The organism is Pseudomonas sp. HR96, from assembly GCF_034059295.1.
Taxonomy (GTDB): domain Bacteria; phylum Pseudomonadota; class Gammaproteobacteria; order Pseudomonadales; family Pseudomonadaceae; genus Aquipseudomonas.
Map to the genome: position 1 here is coordinate 1,996,698 of NZ_CP139141.1, position 15,936 is coordinate 2,012,633.

Annotated in this window: 17 protein-coding genes; 10 read left to right on the forward strand and 7 right to left on the reverse strand. The window is 63.9% G+C overall.

Going from position 1 to position 15,936, the window contains the following annotated elements:
• Positions 1 to 13: 13 nt before the first annotated feature.
• Positions 14 to 787, forward strand: coding sequence for an enoyl-CoA hydratase (locus SFA35_RS09325; protein WP_320577545.1), 774 nt, complete (start codon positions 14 to 16; stop codon positions 785 to 787).
• Positions 788 to 810: 23 nt separating this feature from the next.
• On the opposite strand, the gene map is transcribed toward SFA35_RS09325, so the two are convergent.
• On the reverse strand, positions 811 to 1,602 hold the full coding sequence (gene map / locus SFA35_RS09330) for a type I methionyl aminopeptidase (protein WP_320577548.1): 792 nt from the start codon (positions 1,600 to 1,602) through the stop codon (positions 811 to 813).
• Here map and SFA35_RS09335 point away from each other — a divergent pair.
• The 3 genes from SFA35_RS09335 (at position 1,601) to SFA35_RS09345 (ending at position 2,820) form a co-directional block, all read left to right on the forward strand.
• A complete protein-coding gene (locus tag SFA35_RS09335) occupies positions 1,601 to 1,756 on the forward strand; it encodes a hypothetical protein (protein WP_320577550.1) in 156 nt (51 codons plus the stop codon). The two genes, map and SFA35_RS09335, sit on opposite strands and share 2 nt — an antisense overlap.
• Before the next feature lie 49 nt (positions 1,757 to 1,805).
• The gene (locus SFA35_RS09340; RefSeq protein ID WP_320577552.1) at positions 1,806 to 2,078 is read left to right on the forward strand and encodes a general stress protein; all 273 of its coding nucleotides are present in this window, start codon (positions 1,806 to 1,808) and stop codon (positions 2,076 to 2,078) included.
• A 190-nt stretch (positions 2,079 to 2,268) separates the two neighbouring features.
• Positions 2,269 to 2,820: an ATP-dependent Clp protease proteolytic subunit gene (locus SFA35_RS09345; RefSeq protein WP_320577554.1), complete on the forward strand. Its 552-nt coding sequence runs from the start codon at positions 2,269 to 2,271 to the stop codon at positions 2,818 to 2,820.
• Here SFA35_RS09345 and SFA35_RS09350 read toward each other — a convergent pair.
• The 4 genes from SFA35_RS09350 to SFA35_RS09365 all read right to left on the reverse strand — a co-directional run bounded on the left by SFA35_RS09350 (position 2,794) and on the right by SFA35_RS09365 (position 7,208).
• Complete coding sequence (locus SFA35_RS09350) at positions 2,794 to 3,582, reverse strand: SRPBCC family protein (protein ID WP_320577555.1); 789 nt, start codon at positions 3,580 to 3,582, stop codon at positions 2,794 to 2,796. The genes SFA35_RS09345 and SFA35_RS09350 overlap by 27 nt on opposite strands.
• An 86-nt stretch (positions 3,583 to 3,668) precedes the next feature.
• Positions 3,669 to 4,445 carry a transporter substrate-binding domain-containing protein gene (locus SFA35_RS09355; protein WP_320577556.1) on the reverse strand — a complete coding sequence of 259 codons (777 nt, stop codon included), beginning with the start codon at positions 4,443 to 4,445 and terminating at the stop codon, positions 3,669 to 3,671.
• A gap of 91 nt (positions 4,446 to 4,536) precedes the next feature.
• On the reverse strand, positions 4,537 to 5,811 hold the full coding sequence (locus SFA35_RS09360; RefSeq protein ID WP_320577557.1) for a glucarate dehydratase family protein: 1,275 nt from the start codon (positions 5,809 to 5,811) through the stop codon (positions 4,537 to 4,539).
• Positions 5,808 to 7,208: an MFS transporter gene (locus tag SFA35_RS09365; RefSeq protein ID WP_414058505.1), complete on the reverse strand. Its 1,401-nt coding sequence runs from the start codon at positions 7,206 to 7,208 to the stop codon at positions 5,808 to 5,810. The genes SFA35_RS09360 and SFA35_RS09365 overlap by 4 nt, the downstream gene beginning before the upstream one ends.
• A gap of 115 nt (positions 7,209 to 7,323) precedes the next feature.
• Here SFA35_RS09365 and SFA35_RS09370 point away from each other — a divergent pair, with 115 nt between their 5' ends.
• Entirely contained in the window at positions 7,324 to 8,223 is a 900-nt protein-coding gene (locus tag SFA35_RS09370) for a LysR family transcriptional regulator (protein WP_320577558.1), read from the forward strand.
• A 157-nt stretch (positions 8,224 to 8,380) separates the two neighbouring features.
• Here SFA35_RS09370 and SFA35_RS09375 read toward each other — a convergent pair whose 3' ends face one another.
• The gene (locus SFA35_RS09375) at positions 8,381 to 9,292 is read right to left on the reverse strand and encodes an AraC family transcriptional regulator (RefSeq protein WP_320577559.1); all 912 of its coding nucleotides are present in this window, start codon (positions 9,290 to 9,292) and stop codon (positions 8,381 to 8,383) included.
• Between the two features lie 316 nt (positions 9,293 to 9,608).
• Between SFA35_RS09375 and SFA35_RS09380 the strand changes: the two genes are divergently transcribed.
• From SFA35_RS09380 to SFA35_RS09400, 5 genes are all read left to right on the forward strand, one after another.
• Complete coding sequence (locus SFA35_RS09380) at positions 9,609 to 10,958, forward strand: MFS transporter (protein ID WP_320577560.1); 1,350 nt, start codon at positions 9,609 to 9,611, stop codon at positions 10,956 to 10,958.
• 25 nt (positions 10,959 to 10,983) lie between these two features.
• Entirely contained in the window at positions 10,984 to 11,682 is a 699-nt protein-coding gene (locus SFA35_RS09385) for a fumarylacetoacetate hydrolase family protein (protein ID WP_320578938.1), read from the forward strand.
• A 40-nt stretch (positions 11,683 to 11,722) separates the two neighbouring features.
• Complete coding sequence (locus tag SFA35_RS09390) at positions 11,723 to 12,484, forward strand: SDR family oxidoreductase (protein WP_320577561.1); 762 nt, start codon at positions 11,723 to 11,725, stop codon at positions 12,482 to 12,484.
• Positions 12,485 to 12,514: 30 nt separating this feature from the next.
• Positions 12,515 to 13,471: a 2-hydroxyacid dehydrogenase gene (locus SFA35_RS09395; RefSeq protein WP_320577562.1), complete on the forward strand. Its 957-nt coding sequence runs from the start codon at positions 12,515 to 12,517 to the stop codon at positions 13,469 to 13,471.
• A 207-nt stretch (positions 13,472 to 13,678) separates the two neighbouring features.
• Entirely contained in the window at positions 13,679 to 14,335 is a 657-nt protein-coding gene (locus SFA35_RS09400) for an ATPase (protein ID WP_320577563.1), read from the forward strand.
• A 54-nt stretch (positions 14,336 to 14,389) separates the two neighbouring features.
• Here SFA35_RS09400 and SFA35_RS09405 read toward each other — a convergent pair whose 3' ends face one another.
• Positions 14,390 to 14,926: a hypothetical protein gene (locus SFA35_RS09405; RefSeq protein WP_320577564.1), complete on the reverse strand. Its 537-nt coding sequence runs from the start codon at positions 14,924 to 14,926 to the stop codon at positions 14,390 to 14,392.
• Positions 14,927 to 15,936 lie beyond the last annotated feature (1,010 nt).

A 15,936-nucleotide genomic window follows, 5' to 3' on the forward strand; every position in this document is an offset into this window, starting at 1 on the left:
GGAGGCTTGTGACATGACGTACGACACGCTCTTGCTGGAAATCCACGACCGCGTGGGGCTGATCACCCTCAACCGCCCCGAAGCGCTGAACGCACTCAACGCGCGCCTGATCGACGAGCTCAACCAGGCTTTGGACAGTCTGGAGGGCAATCCCGAGATCGGCTGCATCGTGCTGACCGGCTCCGCCAAGGCCTTCGCCGCCGGCGCCGACATCAAGGAAATGGCCGGCCTGGGCTATCCCTCGATCTACCTTGACGACCTCTTCGTCGAAGGCGACAAGGTGGCCAACCGGCGCAAACCGCTGATCGCCGCCGTGGCTGGTTTCGCCCTGGGCGGCGGCTGCGAGCTGGCGATGATGTGCGACTTCATCCTGGCCGCCGACAACGCGCGCTTCGGTCAGCCGGAAATCAAGCTCGGCGTGCTGCCCGGGATGGGCGGCACCCAGCGCCTGACCCGCGCGGTGGGCAAGGCCAAGGCCATGGAACTGTGCCTGACCGGGCGCCTGATGGACGCCGCTGAAGCCGAGCGCGCCGGTCTGGTGGCCCGGGTAGTGCCGGCCGAGCGCCTGCTCGAGGAGGCCTTGCAGGTGGCGGCCGACATTGCCGGCAAGTCGCTGCCGATTGCCATGATGGTCAAGGAGAGCGTCAACCGCGCCTTCGAAGTCAGCCTGGCCGAAGGCGTGCGTTTCGAGCGGCGGGTGTTTCACGCCGCCTTCGCCACTGAAGATCAGAAGGAGGGCATGGCAGCCTTCGTCGCCAAACGCCCGGCGCAGTTCAAGCACCGCTGAGCGACGCGCGACAGCGCTCTACTCTATAAGGCGGGCAGCGGCTCGCTGCTGCCCGGCCAGCGGCTGAGCACTTCGAAACCATCGTCGGTGACCGCCACCATGTGTTCCCACTGCGCCGACAGCGACTGGTCGCGGGTGACCACAGTCCAGCCATCGCCCAGGGTCTTGACCCCGGCCTTGCCGGCGTTGAGCATCGGTTCGATGGTGAAAATCATCCCGGTCTTGAGCCTCAGGCCTTCGCCCGGGTTGCCGTAGTGCAGCACCTGCGGCTCGTCGTGGTAGACCTTGCCGATGCCGTGGCCGCAGTACTCGCGCACCACGCTGTAGCCGTCACGCCGGGCCACGCTCTGGATGGCATGGCCGACGTCTCCCAGGGTGGCGCCCGGGCGCACCGCACGGATGCCGGCGCACATGGCTTCATAGGTGGTGGCTACCAGCTGCCGGGCTTGCGGGCTGGGCTCGCCGACGAAGTACATGCGGCTGGTATCCCCGTACCAGCCGTCCTTGACCACTGCGATATCGATATTGAGGATGTCGCCATCGACCAGCGGCTGGTCGTCGGGGATGCCGTGGCACACCACCTGGTTGACCGAGGTGCAAACCGTCTTGGGAAAGCCGTGGTAGCCGATGTTGCCGGGGATGGCACCCTGAACATTGACGATGTAGTCGTGGCACAGGCGGTCGAGCTCGTTGCTGGTGACGCCTGGCACCACGTGGGCGGCGATCATCTCCAGCACCTGCGCGGCCAGTTGCGCTGCCTGGCGCGACTGCGCCACCTCGGCGGCAGTCTTGAGAACCACACGACTCTTGCTCATGAATAACACTCTGGAAGTCAGCGAAGCGCCGCAGCGACCGGTAGCGGCGCTGGCGGCAATCTGCCAAGTATATTTAAAGCGCCAATCTTTAACACCTTTCGTCCACTCGACGGCGCCGCTTGAAATTTTCCCCGAGCCGCAGACTCCTAATTAGGCGAGCACTGGCTCGGCTTGTCCTGCCTATTTATCGAGGTAAATGCAAAATGGCTAATACCGGAAATAACAACCCAGGCAACTTCGCTAACGACAAACAAAAAGCATCCGAAGCTGGACAGAAAGGGGGGCAGGCCAGCACTGGCACCACCCGCGACAACAACACCGGCAACAATCAGCAAGGTAACCAGACCCAGCGTGACCAAGGGCAGAAAGGCGGCCAGGGTCAAGGTTCTGGCGGCAACTTCGCGAACGACCGCGAAAAAGCCTCGCAAGCCGGGCAGAAAGGCGGCCAGCACAGCCACGACAACGACCGCAAATAAGCCCGAAGCCTGGCCCTGAGGGGCCGGAAGGGCACGTACGGCGACCGTCCGTCGTGCCCGCTACCGCCTATCCGTGAGTGGTTCAAGCCACTGGGTAATGGGCCGATGAATTGCATGAGCGTAGTCAAGGTGCGTGGTTTGAACCGCACCCGCTCTTCACTTCATTCGGCCTCTTGCCACGGGTATTGCGATGACCACTCATATCGTTCACTTCACCGGCGCGATCAATTCCACCACCTGTGGCCAGTTGATCGACAAGTGCTCCAAAGCCATCGCGCAAGACGCCTCGGAAATACTGCTGACGGTCGCCACCATGGGCGGCGAATGCAGTTACGGCTTCACCATGTTCAACTTTCTGCGTTCATTGCCAATTCCGGTACATACCCATAACCTGGGCACGGTCGAGTCCATGGGCAATATCCTGTTCCTTGCGGGAGAGCGCCGTACCGCCGGCAAGCACAGCAAGTTCCTGTTCCACCCTTTCCACTGGAACCTGCACGGCGCCATCGACCACGCGCGCATGTCGGAATACTCCATGACCCTGGATCACGACCTGCAGGCCTACGCGCGCATCGTCGCCGAACGCACCGAAGGGGCGCAGGAATCCCTGGACATCGCACGTTATCTGATCGCTGCCCCGCGCATCCTCGACCCGGAACATGCCGTGACGACCGGCATGATCCAAGCCGTGGAAGAGCTGCGCATCAATCCAGGGTCAGTGGCCTGGGGCATTCACGAGTAAGGTCTGTTCTTCGTCACGCACCGGGTGCACGAACAGAAAGTCGTGCTCCGGCTCACCGCCCATGGTCTGCGGGCTGACCTGGCCGGTTTCCAGTTGCGCCTTCAAGCTGCGCAGCAGGTTGTGCACTGCCTTGTCGGCGAACTTGCCGAGCAGCGCCGCCAAGGCGTGGCCAGCCGCGCCGGCCGGAGCCTTGCACGCCACCATCACGCGAATCAGGGTGGTCTTGCCGTCATTGCCCTCGGCGAAGTCGGCGACCACGTCATGGTCCCACGGGCCCTGCCAGGCGGAGGTCCAGCGCAGCCGCTGGGCGCTGCGCGACACGCTGCGCACCTGGGTGCAACGCAGCGTCTGCTGCAGCGGGCCGTGGGCGCGCCATTCGTAGGTGCCTTCGCCGACCTCCTCGATTTCGTCGATCCACGGGATCAGCGCACCCAGGTTGGCCGGCTCGCGGCAATAGTCGAACACTTCTTCCAGCGGCCGCTCGATGGCGATGCTGCGGCTGACCACGCGGGTGGCCGGGCTGCGCAGTTGCCGCGCATGGGCCTTGCGCTCGGCGAGCGCCTGCTTGACCTGGCAATTACCCGAATAGCCGCGCCACGCCGCGCCGGCGCCGGCCACCAGTTGTGCCAGGCCGAGCACGCCACCCTGGCGTACGCCGTTGAGCAGCAACAAGGCGCCAGCCACCATGGACACGCCGCGTTCACCTCGTGACAGGTTGGCCTGCGGCCGCTGCTCGATAACCTGTGGCAGTTGATCCGTCATGATTGTTTTTCCTCTGCGATATCACCTAGTTCACAGAGTGAAGAGCATGCGGGGTCGTTCCCTCGATCCGACCCAAGGTAGCCCGCCTAGAAATCCGTTGGCAGTGGCTCGCGCAGCCACTTCTCGGCCAGCCCGTTCAAGCTGCCATCGCTCCTGGCCGTGGCGATCACCTCGTCGACCTTGGCCGTCAAGGCGCTTTCGCCCTTGGCGATGCCCACGTAGCAGCCGGAATCCTTGAGCTTGAATTTCAGCAGGGGCGGGCGCTTGGGGTTTTTTTCGGCGATCACGGCCATGGTCGCATTGCCACTGGCGATCAGCTGCACCTGGCCGGCGAGAAAGGCCGAGATCGAGGTGTTGTTGTCTTCGAAACGCTTCACTGTGGTGCCTTCGGGCGCCACCTTGCTGACTTCCAGGTCTTCCAGGGCGCCGCGCGCCAGGCCGATGCTCTTGCCGGCCAGATCGGCCGGGCCGTGCACCTGTACCTCCTGCGGCCCGTACACGGCCATGTAGAAGGGTGCGTACTTGTGGCTGAAATTGATCACCTCTTCGCGTTCGGCGGTCTTGCCCAGGCTGGAGATGGTCAGGTCGACCTTGCCGGTGGTGAGGAAGGGGATGCGGTTGGCCGAGCTGACCGGGGTCAACTGCAGCTTGACCCCCAGCCGGTCGGCGATCAGCTGCGCCATGTCGATGTCCAGGCCGCGTGGCTTGAGGTCAGGGCCGACCGAGCCGAAGGGCGGAAAATCCTGCGGCACGGCGACCTTGAGCACGCCGCGCCCGGTGATGTCGGACAGCGCGTCGGCGTGGGCGGTGCACGCCAGGCCGGTGAGGATCAGGGCAGGCAGGAAACGGCGCAATGCATTCATGGGGCCTCGGTGCGGGTTGCGAGTGAATGCATTCTTCTAGCAATTCATGGGCCGGCCTCGTCGCGTGGGCAGAGCCCCCACGCCAAGCGCTTCAGAATCGCGGCTTGAGCGCCTGCCAATCCGGCTTGTACTTGCGCATCTGGCGCACATCGTCGCGCTGGCGGATGCCGCAGCTGAGGAACTGCTCGTGCAGCTTGGCCAGCTGGTCCTGATCGATTTCCAGGCCCAGCCCCGGCGCGCGAGTGATCTGCACGCAGCCGTCGACGATCGGCAGCTTGCCGCCCTTGATCACCTCTTCGTCGGGCTCCTGCCAGGGGTAGTGGGTGTCGCAGGCGTAGTCCAGGTTGGGCACCGAGGCGGCGACGTGGGCCATGGCCATCAGGCTGATGCCCAGGTGCGAATTGGAATGCATCGACACCCCCAGACCGAAGGTCTGGCACATTTTCGCCAGCATCTGGGTGTCGCGCAGGCCGCCCCAGTAATGGTGGTCGGCGAGCACGATCTGCACGCTGCCGAGGGCCACGCTGCGGCGAAACTCGTCGAAGTCGGTGACCACCATGTTGGTCGCCAGGGCCAGGCCGGTGCGCTTGTGCAGTTCGCTCATGCCCTCCAGGCCGGGGCAGGGGTCTTCGTAATACTGCAGGTCGTCACCCAGCAGCTCGGCCATGCGGATGGCGGTCTCCAGCGACCAGTTGCCGTTCGGGTCGATGCGCAGCGGGTAGCCGGGAAAGGCTTTCTTCAAAGCCTTGATGCACGCCACCTCATGCTCGGGCGGCAGGGTGCCGGCCTTGAGCTTGATGCTCTTGAACCCGTAGGCCTCGATCATGCGCCCGGCCTGGGCGACGATCTGCGCCTCGCTCAGCGCTTCGCCCCAGCTGTCGGGCGCGTAGGGCGCGTCGATGTGCTCGGCGTACTTGAAGAACAGGTAGGCGCTGAACGGCACCCGGTCGCGGATCGCGCCGCCCAGCAGGTCCACCAGCGGCACGTTGAGGTAGCGCGCCTGCAGGTCGAGGAAGGCCACTTCGAACGCTGAGTAGGCATTGCTCGCCGCCTTGCTGGCGTGGGAGCCGGGCGCCAGTTCGGCACCGGCCAGGCTCGCCGGCTTGTGCGCCGCGACGGTGGCCTGGACCACGCTGCGCAGCTGGTTGAGGTTGAAGGGGTCCAGGCCCAGCAGTTGCTCGCGGACCTGCTGCTGGATCAACAGCGCCGGTGCATCGCCGTAGCTTTCGCCGAGGCCGATGTAGCCGTTGTCGCTTTCGATTTCGATGATCGAGCGCAGCGCCCAGGGTTCGTGGATGCCGCTGGCGTTGAGCAGCGGCGGGTCGCGAAAGGCGATGGGAGTAACGGTTACGCGGACGATTTTCAAGAGGCGGCTCCCGAGAGGTCAGGGTCGAAGGTCTGGCAGTGCGCAGAGGAACTGGCTGGCGGTTCGCCGGCGCGCCCGGGCGCCGCAGCGTGCACAGGCAGGTCGCCACGCGGCTTGGTGCGGGCGAAAAACACCACCGCAGCGGCCACCAGCGAGGTGATCGCCAGGCCATACAGGCCGCCCTCGATCGAGCCGGTGGTCTGTTCGAGAAAACCGAAGGCGGTGGGCGCGACGAAGCCGCCGAGGTTGCCGATGGAGTTGATCAGGGCGATCACGGCGGCGGCGATGCGGGCGTCCAGATAGCCTTGTGGAATCGGCCAGAACAGCGCCGAGGCCGCCTTGAAGCCGACTGCGGCGAAGCATATGGCGACAAAGGCGAACACCGGGCCACCGGTGGTGGACATGAACATGCCGACGGCGGCGATCACCAGGGTCAGGGAGACCCACGCCTGCTGGTGTTTGAAGCGCGCCGCCAGGGCGGCAAAGCCGTACATGGCGACGATCGAGATCAGCCATGGGATAGAGTTGAACAGGCCGACCTCGAAGTCGCCCAGGGTGCCCATCTTCCTGATCATGCTTGGCAACCAGAAGGTGGCGCCGTAGATGGTCAAGGCCACGGAGAAATAGATGAAGCAGAACAATGCGATCTGCCGGTCCGCCAGCAGCTTGAACATCGACGGCCGCACGCTGTGCTCGGCCTCACGCTCAAGCTGCTCCAGGGCGATGGTCTCGACCAGGGCCTGCTGCTCGTCACGGCTCAGCCACTTGGCCTGGTTCGGGTACGATTGCAGCCAGAACCAGACGAAACCGCACAGCACGATGGAGGCGAAGCCTTCGATCAGAAACATCCACTGCCAGCCGTGCAGCGCCAGCCCGCTGACCTGGAGCAGGGCGCCGGACACCGGCCCGGAGATGACCGAGGCCAACGCCGAGCCGCTGAGAAAGACCGCCATCGCCTTGCCGCGCTCGGACGCCGGCAGCCACTGGGTGAAGTAGTAGATGATGCCAGGGAAGAAGCCGGCTTCGGCGGCGCCCAGGATGAAGCGCAGCACGTAGAAGCTGGTCTCGCCCTTGACGAAGGCCATGGCCATGGCTGCCGCGCCCCAGGTCAGCATGATCCGCGCCAGCCAGGCACGGGCACCGTAGCGTTGCAAGAGGATGTTGGAGGGGACTTCGAACAGCGCATAGCCGATGAAGAACAGCCCTGCGCCCAAGCCGTAGGCTGCGGCGCCGATGCCCAGGTCGGTTTCCATATGGCTGCGCACGAAGCCGATGTTGACCCGGTCGATGTAGTTGACGATGAACATCACCACGAACAGCGGCAACACATGGCGTTTGACCTTGGCGGCAGCCCGGGCAAGGGTGGCCGGGTCGATCGAGCGGGTGGTATCGGTCACGGGCAACTCCAGGAATTATTTTTTTGGTTGGCGTCTGGCGTGGCATGATCATGGGCCGGGGCATTGATCCCCGTCCAATTCAACTTGGCTCATGATTGATACCCGGAATGGATCAATGTTCGAACTTGCCCAACTGCGCTGCTTCACCACGGTGGCCACGGAACTGAACTTCCGCCGTGCCGCTGAACGCCTGAACATGACTCAACCGCCCCTCAGCCGGCAGATCCAGCTGCTTGAGCACCACCTGGGCGTGTCGCTGTTTACCCGCAGCACGCGCAGCGTGGCGTTGACCGCCGCAGGCCGGGCTTTTTTCGCCGAGGCGCAGAGCCTGCTGGAGCAGGCCCAGGCCGCCGCGCTGTCGGCCAAGCGCTTCGCCGCCGGTGATATCGGCTCGGTGACCATCAGCTTCGTGGCCAGCGCGGTGTACGAGTTTCTCCCTCAGGTGATCGCCGAGGCCCGGCTCAAGCAGCCGGACATCAGGATCTCGCTGAGCGAAATGAACACCTACCAGCAACACGAGGCCCTGCGTTCGCGGCGCATCGACCTCGGCATCGCTCGCTCTGCGCTGCGCCAGCCGGGGTTCGAAAGCGAGTGCCTGGTGCGCGAACCCTTCGTGCTGGCGGTGCCGGCCGGCCACCGCCTGGCCGCAGGGCCGGTGCAGGTCGGCAACCTGCAGGGCGAGCCGTTCCTGATGTACGCCCACTCGGCGTATCAGCCGTGGAACGAGCTGCTGACCGGCATGTTCCGCTCGGCTCGGGTCGCTCCGGAATATGTGCAGTGGCTGGGTTCGTCGCTGACCATCCTGGCCCTGGTCAACGCCGGCATGGGCCTGGCCCTGGTGCCGCGCTGCGCGTCCAGCGTGGTGTTCAGGAACGTGGTGTTCCGCGACATCGACCTGGGGCCGGGAGTGGAGAGCGAACTGCACCTGATCTGGGGCGCAGACAACGACAACCCGGCGTTGCTGATGCTGCTGGATGCACTGCGCGGGGCGATGCGCGGGGTGAATCCGGCCTGATATTCATCACGGCCACCATTGGCTATCGCGGGCTTAGCGCGCTCCTGCGCTGTTCCAAAAATCATCAACCGTAGGAGCGCGCGAAGCCCGCGATAGGCCGCTCGGCCGGCCGGTGATGGCCATACTGGCATATCAGGAAACACATCTGCCACGCCCCTCAACCCTCCACGACCCCCTCCCGCTTGCGGAACTGCCCCGGCGGCAGGCCATGGGCCTGGCGAAAGCGCCGTGAAAAGTAGGCTTCGTCGGCGAAGCCGCACAGCCGTGCGATTTCGCCGACCGGTTTGCGGCCGTTGAGCAGCAGGCTGCGGGCCAGATGCATGCGCCGTTCCAGCAGCATGTCGCTGAAGCTCTTGCCGCTGTCCTTGGCCAACCAGTGGCTAAGGTAGTCGGGCGCCAGATAGGTGGCGGCGGCGACCTTCTTCAGGTTCAGCTCGGGGTCGGCCAAGTGCCTGCGCACGTAGTCGTTCATCCGCGCCATGGCGTCGCGGCGGCTGGCCTGGGCGGCGTTGGTGGCGGCCAGCGCCTGCAGTGGCTCGGCATAGTGCTGGCACACCGAGCCGATCAACTGTAGCAGGCACCCCTTGAGGTATTCCCGCGAGCCAAAGGCGCGGCTGCTGTCCAGCCGGCGCATGCGCTCGATCAGGGCGCGGGTTTCGGCGAACTGCTCGGTATCGAGGATGAAGTCCAGGTGCTCCTGGAAACGGAACGGCGACAGTTCTGGTGCCTGGGTGATGGACACTTCCTCCAGGTCCAGTGGCGAGCAGGCCAGGTGCGGCAGCAGGAAGTTCTGGTCGAAGTTGATGACGATGAATTCGCCGTCCTCAGGGTGCGGAATCAGGTGCACCCGATGGGGCAGGATGAACGCCAGGGTGCGCCGCGGGAACGGCCGTTGCACGTTGCCGATGTGCTGCACGGTGTCGCCGCCCAGGTTGAACTGGATCTGGAAATATTCATGGCGATGGGGCGTGGTGGCGGTGGCGCCGCCGCGCTTGTCGCGTATGTAGAAGTCCGGCCGCTCGCTGCGCTGCTGCATGGCGAAGGTCGGCACCGGGGGCGTGGCGGACATGGCAGGGCCCTGCTGTTGTTTCTTGCAATCATACGATGACTACTCGCCAGTGGTCATGCTCGAGAAAAAAGTAGCTGTCACCCGCTGTCCAACTTTCATCACTCCCTGGAGCCGGCGCGGGAGGCTCTGGAACAGGCATTTCAGCGATAAAAAAAGCGCCGGTGGCAGTCGCAGAATGCCGTCATTTTTTTTGGACAAGTCAAAAGAGTCCAAGCGACTGATGCAAAACGGTATAAGCAGACCGTTGCACTGCTGTGGTTGTACGATAACTTAGAGGCTCGCTTCAGGACCATCTCTAAAAATAACGAGGTCTAACATGTCGAGCATTTCCGATACCCGGCCGGCCGCCGCCGTCGAGGCTGCGCCGCCCAGAGACGCCGTATCATCCCGCGCACTGCCAACCCGGCGCCGCTGGTTCATGCTGTCGCTGCTGCTGGTCGCCACCATCATCAACTACGTCGACCGGGTCAACATCTCGATCGCCGCGCCTTTCATGGCCAAGGACCTGGGCCTGGACAAGATCCAGATGGGCCTGATCTTCTCCGCCTTCGCCTGGACCTACGCCTTCGCCCTGGTACCTGCCGGTTTCATCGCCGACCGCTTCGGTTCGCGCTTCACCTACGGCGTCTCGCTGCTGTCGTGGTCGGCGGTCACCGTCTGCCAGGGCCTGGCCGGCGGCTTCACTTCCTTGTTCGGCCTGCGCCTGGCCATCGGCGTAATGGAAGCGCCGGCGTTCCCGGCCAACACCCGCGCGGTGGCCGTGTGGTTCCCGGCGCGCGAGCGCGGCATGGCCAGCAGCATCTATGTCTGTGGCCAGTACCTGGGCACGGCGCTCTTCACCGGCGCGCTGCTGTGGCTGGCCACTACCTATGACTGGCGTCACGTGTTCTACAGCACCGGCATCGCCGGCATCCTGTTCGGTGGCCTGTGGCTGTGGATCTACCGCGATCCGCTGTCGTGCAAGAAGGTCAGCAAGGAAGAGCTGCAGTACATCGAGGACGGCGGCGGCCTGGTCAAGAGCAGCCAGGAGCGCACCCGATTCAACTGGCGGCAGATCACCGAGCTGTTCCGCTATCGACAGATCTGGGCCATCTGCATCGGCAAGTTCGCCAGCACCTCGGCACTGTACTTTTTCCTGACCTGGTTCCCCACCTACCTGATCGAAGAGCGCCACCTGACCACCATCAAGGTTGGCATCTTCGCCGTGATGCCGTTCATTGGCGCCACGGTCGGCATTCTCCTGGCCGGCATCGTCTCCGACATGCTGATCCGCCGCGGCGTGTCCCTGTCGTTCGCCCGCAAGCTGCCGCTGGTGGTGGGCTCGATGCTCGGCATGTCGATCGTGCTGATCAACTTCACCGACTCCAACGTGGTGTGCATCGCCATCCTCACCGTAGCCTTCTTCGCCCAGGGCATTGCCTCGGCTTCGTGGGCGGCGGTGGCTGAAGTGGCGCCCAAGGAACTGATCGGCCTGACCGGCGGCGTCACCAGCCTGGCGGCCAACATCGGCGGCATCGTCACGCCAATCGTGATCGGCGCCATCGTCCACGAAACCGGCTCGTTCGCCTACGCCTTCTGGTTCATTGGCGGCGTCGCCGCGATCGGCACCCTGGCCTACTCGCTGCTGCTGGGCAAGCTCTACCGGATACAGCTGCAGGCACGCTGAACGTGCCCCCTTTTCGAGATGAGGAATTGACGTGAGCGACCTGATTTTTGCCCCTGCCGTGGCCAGCCTGCCGATTGACGGCAGCTCGCAGCGTTTCCCGATTGCCCGGGTGTTCTGCCTCGGCCGCAACTATCACTGGGGCGCGACCAGCAGCGAGCCGCGCAGCTTTCCGCTGTTCTTCATGAAGCCGGCCAGCTCCGTGGTCGAAGCCGTGGGCGAGGTTGAATACCCGCCGCAGACCAACGAATTCTGCCACGAGATCGAGTTGGTGGTGGCCATCGGTACCGACGGCTTTCGCATCAGCCCGCATCAGGCCCTGGAGCACGTCTGGGGCTATGCCGCCGGCCTGGACATGACTCGCCGCGACCTGCAGATGGCGGCCAAGGCCGTCGGCCAGCCGTGGGAAGCGGCCAAGGCCTTCGACGGCTCGGCGCCGATCACTGCGATCGTGCCGGTCAGCCGCATCGGCCATCCGCAGCAGGGTGCCGTGTGGCTCAGCGTGAATGGCGTGGAACGCCAGCGGTCGGACCTCGACGCGCAGATCTGGTCAGTCGCCGAGGTGGTCAGCCAACTCTCGCAGTCGGTGCGCCTCAAGGCCGGCGACCTCATCATGACCGGCACGCCGCCGGGGGTCGATGCGCTGCTTCCAGGGGATGTGATCACCGCCGAGATCGAGGGCGTGGCCCGTTTGCAGGTGAAGGTCGGCGCACGCCAACCCGCCTAGACTCAAGCTTTCTTCAAGATTCTGCCAAGGAGTAATCAACATGAGCCAATCCTCCAACAAGATCGCCCTGGTCACCGGCGCCGGCAGCGGCATCGGCCGCAGCGTGGCCCTGGGCCTGCTGGCCGACGGCTTTAAGGTGGTGCTGGCCGGGCGCCGGATCGAGCCGTTGCAGGAACTCGCCGAACTGGCCGCCAGCCAGGGCGGCGAAGCGCTGGCAGTGGCCACCGACGTGCGCGATGCGGCCAGCGTCAAGGCGCTGTTCGCCACGGTCGAGGAAGTCTATGGGCGCCTCGACGTGATCTTCAACAACGCCGGCATCAACGCCCCGGCCATACCGGTCGACGAGCTGGAAGTCGACAACTGGCTCAACGTGCTCAACACCAACGTCACTGGGGTGTTCCTCTGCTGCCGCGAGGCGTTTGGCCTGATGCGCCGCCAGGTGCCCCAGGGTGGGCGCATCATCAACAACGGCTCGATCTCGGCGCACACCCCGCGGCCGTTTACCGCGCCCTATACCGCCAGCAAGCATGCCGTGCTCGGCATCACCAAGAGCCTGGCCCTGGACGGCCGCGAGTACAACATCGCGGTCAGCCAGATCGACATCGGCAACGCGCTGACCGACCTCTCGGTGCGCATGACCAAAGGCGTGCGCCAGGCCAATGGCAGCATCGCCGTGGAGCCGATGGTCGACGTGCAGCACGTCGCCGATGCGGTGCGCTACATCGCCGGCCTGCCGCTGTCGGCCAACGTGCTGAACATGACCGTGATGGCCACCAACATGCCCTTCGTTGGCCGTGGCTGATCCCAACCCCCTAGATTCCCGAGGTCTTCGATGAAGCCTGAAATTCTCCAGCTCAGCCCCATCCTTATTGCCTCGGTACGCGAGAAGCTGGCGGCCACCTACACTGTGCGGCCTTATTACGAGCAAGCCGACAAGGCCGCCTACCTGCGCGAGCATGGTGCCAACATTCGTGGCGTCGTCACCGGGGGGCACACCGGCATCACCCGCGAAGTCATGGCGCAACTGCCGAAGCTCGAAGTGGTAGCGGTCAATGGCGTTGGCACCGACGCGGTGGACCTGGCCTATGCCCGCGACCGCGGTATCGTGGTCAGCGCCACCATTGGCGCGCTGACCGAAGACGTCGCCGATCTGGCCATCGGCCTGCTGATCGCCAACTGCCGCGGCCTGTGTACCGCCGACCGTTTCGTGCGGGCCGACTTGTGGCACCAGAGCAAGACCCCGCTGGCGCCGATCCCGCTGGCCCGGCAATTCAGCGGCATGCGCATCGGCATCGTCGGCATGGGCCGGGTAGGGCGGGCGGTGGCCGTGCGCGCCGCTGCGTTCGGTTGCCCGATCAGCTACACCGACTTGCAAGCCATGGCCGACGTGCCCTATAGCTTCGTCGCCGACCTGGTCGAGCTGGCGCGCCAGAGCGACGCGCTGATTCTGGCGGCGGCGGCGGACAAGGCCGAGGGCATCATCGACGCCAAGGTGCTCGACGCCCTGGGCGATCAGGGGTACCTGATCAACGTCGCGCGCGGGCGCCTGGTCAACGAGCCAGACCTGGTGGCCGCACTGCAACAGGGCCGCATCGCCGGTGCCGGTCTCGATGTGTTCGTAGATGAGCCACGGGTGCCCGAGGCCTTGTACTCGATGGAGAACGTGGTGCTGCAACCGCATCGCGCCAGCGCTACCGAGCAGACCCGCACGCGCATGGGCGAGATGGTCCTGGCCAGCCTGGCCGCCGCTTTCGCCGGGCAGCAACCCGTCGGCTGCGTGACGGCCTGAGGCGCCAGGAGGTCCAGCCTGCGGGCTTGCCATCAAAAGCAGACGGGCCTTGCGGCCTCTCGGGGGCTCTGCCCCCTCCCACGGTCAACGCCCGCTTTTCCAATCATCGCTACAATCAATAGTGACCATCAACTATTGCAAGTTCTGTTTTCCACGCAAGAGAGCAAGATGGCGTCATACCCAACCTCTTCTTGAAGGAAATCGGCGATGAGGATCTCTACGCTGTTGAAGTTCGCCGCAGTACTGCTGGGCTTGTCCATGGGCTCGGCCTGGGCTGACGCTGGTGACAGCTGCCACCTGCTGCCGGTGGGCAGCAGCAGCCTGCAGCTCAAGCCATCGCAAACCGTGGGCGTGCTCTACAGCGAGAACACCACCGGCACCCTGGCCTACCTCGAACGCTACCACGCCATGGCGCTGCAGGGTGCCAAGGGCAGCGCGCTGGACGGCCGTATCCGTGAAGCCTTTGCCCGCAGCTCCGACCCGCGCCTGGCCATCGACTGGCTGCAAGCTTCGTTGCACAAGCACTTCGCCGCGGTCACCGTCTACCCCAACCTCGATGCGCTGGTGCAGGCGCACCCGGACGTCACGGTGATGCTCGATGCCTACAGCCAGTTGGTGACCTCGCACAACACTCAGGTCGAAGCCCGCTACAGCGCCACGTTCTATGACGCCAACCTGCAGTACATCGGCCGCGCCGCCGGTGCCGGCAGCGAGCGCCTGTCCGCCGTTTGGGTACATGATAAGACCGCACCCCAGATTGCTGCGCAGATCGACCGTCAACGGCTGTTGCAGGTCGATGCACTCAAGCAGTTCGATGGGTCGTTGCGGGCGTTGGTCGCCCCGGGTGAGGTTGCCGCCAGGTAATCAGCCAGCGGCATGTTGGTCACAAAGGCTTCACAGGACTGCAGGACACCCGCTTCAACCGGCGTAGGCCCTGGGCGACTTGAGCACCCCGCGCAGGCTGAACACGGCCAGCAAGGCGCCGCCAAACGCCAGCCACATGTCGATCTTGGGCCGCAGCGAAGCGGCTTCCAGGGTCGCGAACAGCGAGCAGGGTTGCGCCTGGTCGTTGGCCTGGTAGGTGTCGCCCGCCAGGGTCTGGAGCTGATACACCTCGCCGGCCGCCCGCCAGACCTTCACCGTTTGTCCGCCCTGAATATTCGCCTCGCCACGCCGGTAGCCCGAACAGCCGCCGTGCAGACTTTGCAGTTGATCGCCGATCCGCACTTGCAGGGTATACAGGCGCGGGTTGGCCATGCGCACCAGTTCGGTGGTAGCGGTAAACACTTGCAAGTTATCCAGGGTGGGCATGGTCATCTGATAATAAAGCGCCTGCAGTGAGGCGCTCAATGAAAGCAGTACGCCGACGCGAAGCAGGATGACCAAATGTGACCGGTCAACCCGCTCGCGCCATCGTTTGAGCCAGGACAGTGGTTTATCGGCGGCAAGTTGCATGGGGACGCTCCTATGAAAGCCTGAAACTTCAAGAGTTATGGTGACGCACAGGCAACCCACTGCATAAACAGCAACGACGCGACGACGGGGAGTCTTGTGAGGTAAGTTGACAACTAAAACACTGCAGGCCGGGCTGGCGAACAGGCGCGCACCGGGGTTCGCCGACCCAAGGGTGCGTGTCTGCTACAGACAGGTACAGGCGTGAGCCCAGGCTGCACTTCCACAGGGGAGGTCGGGACGATCCCAGAACAGGACCGCCAGAAGTACCGCAATTCAGTGGAAACTGGGCCTACTTTATATTTACCCTAATAAAGTACAAGCCCCTCCGGAGAATATTTTTCAGGGAATAAAAGCCGGCTGTCAGAAAGTAGCACTTTGCCAAACAGTGCCACTATTTTGATATCAAAAAGCTATATTTTACAGGATAACATGACGAGAAAGTGCCACTACGCGCTGTAGCATTGACGTCATGATTAAAAATTAATTTTCAATTTCAATAAATTTGGCGTCATCCAAATGGCGTATTTTCTTGAGTAAATTCATAAACTTATGACCAACAAGTCATAATACTGCAAGCAGATGGCGGAATCGTTTCCCCTGGTGAGCGTTGGTATGGGTTCGGGGGGTGGAACTTGACTATGCTGGGTACGTCCGAACTAGTGCTTTCCGGACTCGTTACCAGGAAGTTTCACGACCCCCTTCATTCGCTCAGGAACGAGATATGAACCCCTTCACATCATTCCAGGACCCCAGCGCCTCCGGCCCCGGCAGCGCTTGCCCAGCGAACTCGTCGAGTTTCGATCGCCACGCAGAACGCCAGCCCACACCCGCCAGCCACTCCTCGGGGCAACGCCAGGCGCCATTCTGTTCGTTTCAGGATCCGTCAGCATCTGGTCCGGCCGTTGCTTCTTCGCCAACCACTGCCAATGGTGGCAAGACTTTGGATGAGTTCTTTGTAGCCGGCCAGGACGCCGGTGCCACGACGCCAGGTTATCGCCCCAATGTCGCGC

What these genes read in the sequence shown, in the direction of transcription:
- SFA35_RS09325 (WP_320577545.1), top strand. Translation starts at nt 14, where the DNA reads ATGACGTACGACACGCTCTTGCTGGAAATCCACGACCGCGTGGGGCTG.
- SFA35_RS09335 (WP_320577550.1), top strand. Translation starts at nt 1,601, where the DNA reads ATGAATAACACTCTGGAAGTCAGCGAAGCGCCGCAGCGACCGGTAGCG.
- map (WP_320577548.1), bottom strand. Translation starts at nt 1,602, where the DNA reads ATGAGCAAGAGTCGTGTGGTTCTCAAGACTGCCGCCGAGGTGGCGCAG.
- SFA35_RS09340 (WP_320577552.1), top strand. Translation starts at nt 1,806, where the DNA reads ATGGCTAATACCGGAAATAACAACCCAGGCAACTTCGCTAACGACAAA.
- SFA35_RS09345 (WP_320577554.1), top strand. Translation starts at nt 2,269, where the DNA reads ATGACCACTCATATCGTTCACTTCACCGGCGCGATCAATTCCACCACC.
- SFA35_RS09350 (WP_320577555.1), bottom strand. Translation starts at nt 3,582, where the DNA reads ATGACGGATCAACTGCCACAGGTTATCGAGCAGCGGCCGCAGGCCAAC.
- SFA35_RS09355 (WP_320577556.1), bottom strand. Translation starts at nt 4,445, where the DNA reads ATGAATGCATTGCGCCGTTTCCTGCCTGCCCTGATCCTCACCGGCCTG.
- SFA35_RS09370 (WP_320577558.1), top strand. Translation starts at nt 7,324, where the DNA reads ATGTTCGAACTTGCCCAACTGCGCTGCTTCACCACGGTGGCCACGGAA.
- SFA35_RS09375 (WP_320577559.1), bottom strand. Translation starts at nt 9,292, where the DNA reads ATGTCCGCCACGCCCCCGGTGCCGACCTTCGCCATGCAGCAGCGCAGC.
- SFA35_RS09380 (WP_320577560.1), top strand. Translation starts at nt 9,609, where the DNA reads ATGTCGAGCATTTCCGATACCCGGCCGGCCGCCGCCGTCGAGGCTGCG.
- SFA35_RS09390 (WP_320577561.1), top strand. Translation starts at nt 11,723, where the DNA reads ATGAGCCAATCCTCCAACAAGATCGCCCTGGTCACCGGCGCCGGCAGC.
- SFA35_RS09395 (WP_320577562.1), top strand. Translation starts at nt 12,515, where the DNA reads ATGAAGCCTGAAATTCTCCAGCTCAGCCCCATCCTTATTGCCTCGGTA.
- SFA35_RS09400 (WP_320577563.1), top strand. Translation starts at nt 13,679, where the DNA reads ATGAGGATCTCTACGCTGTTGAAGTTCGCCGCAGTACTGCTGGGCTTG.
- SFA35_RS09405 (WP_320577564.1), bottom strand. Translation starts at nt 14,926, where the DNA reads ATGCAACTTGCCGCCGATAAACCACTGTCCTGGCTCAAACGATGGCGC.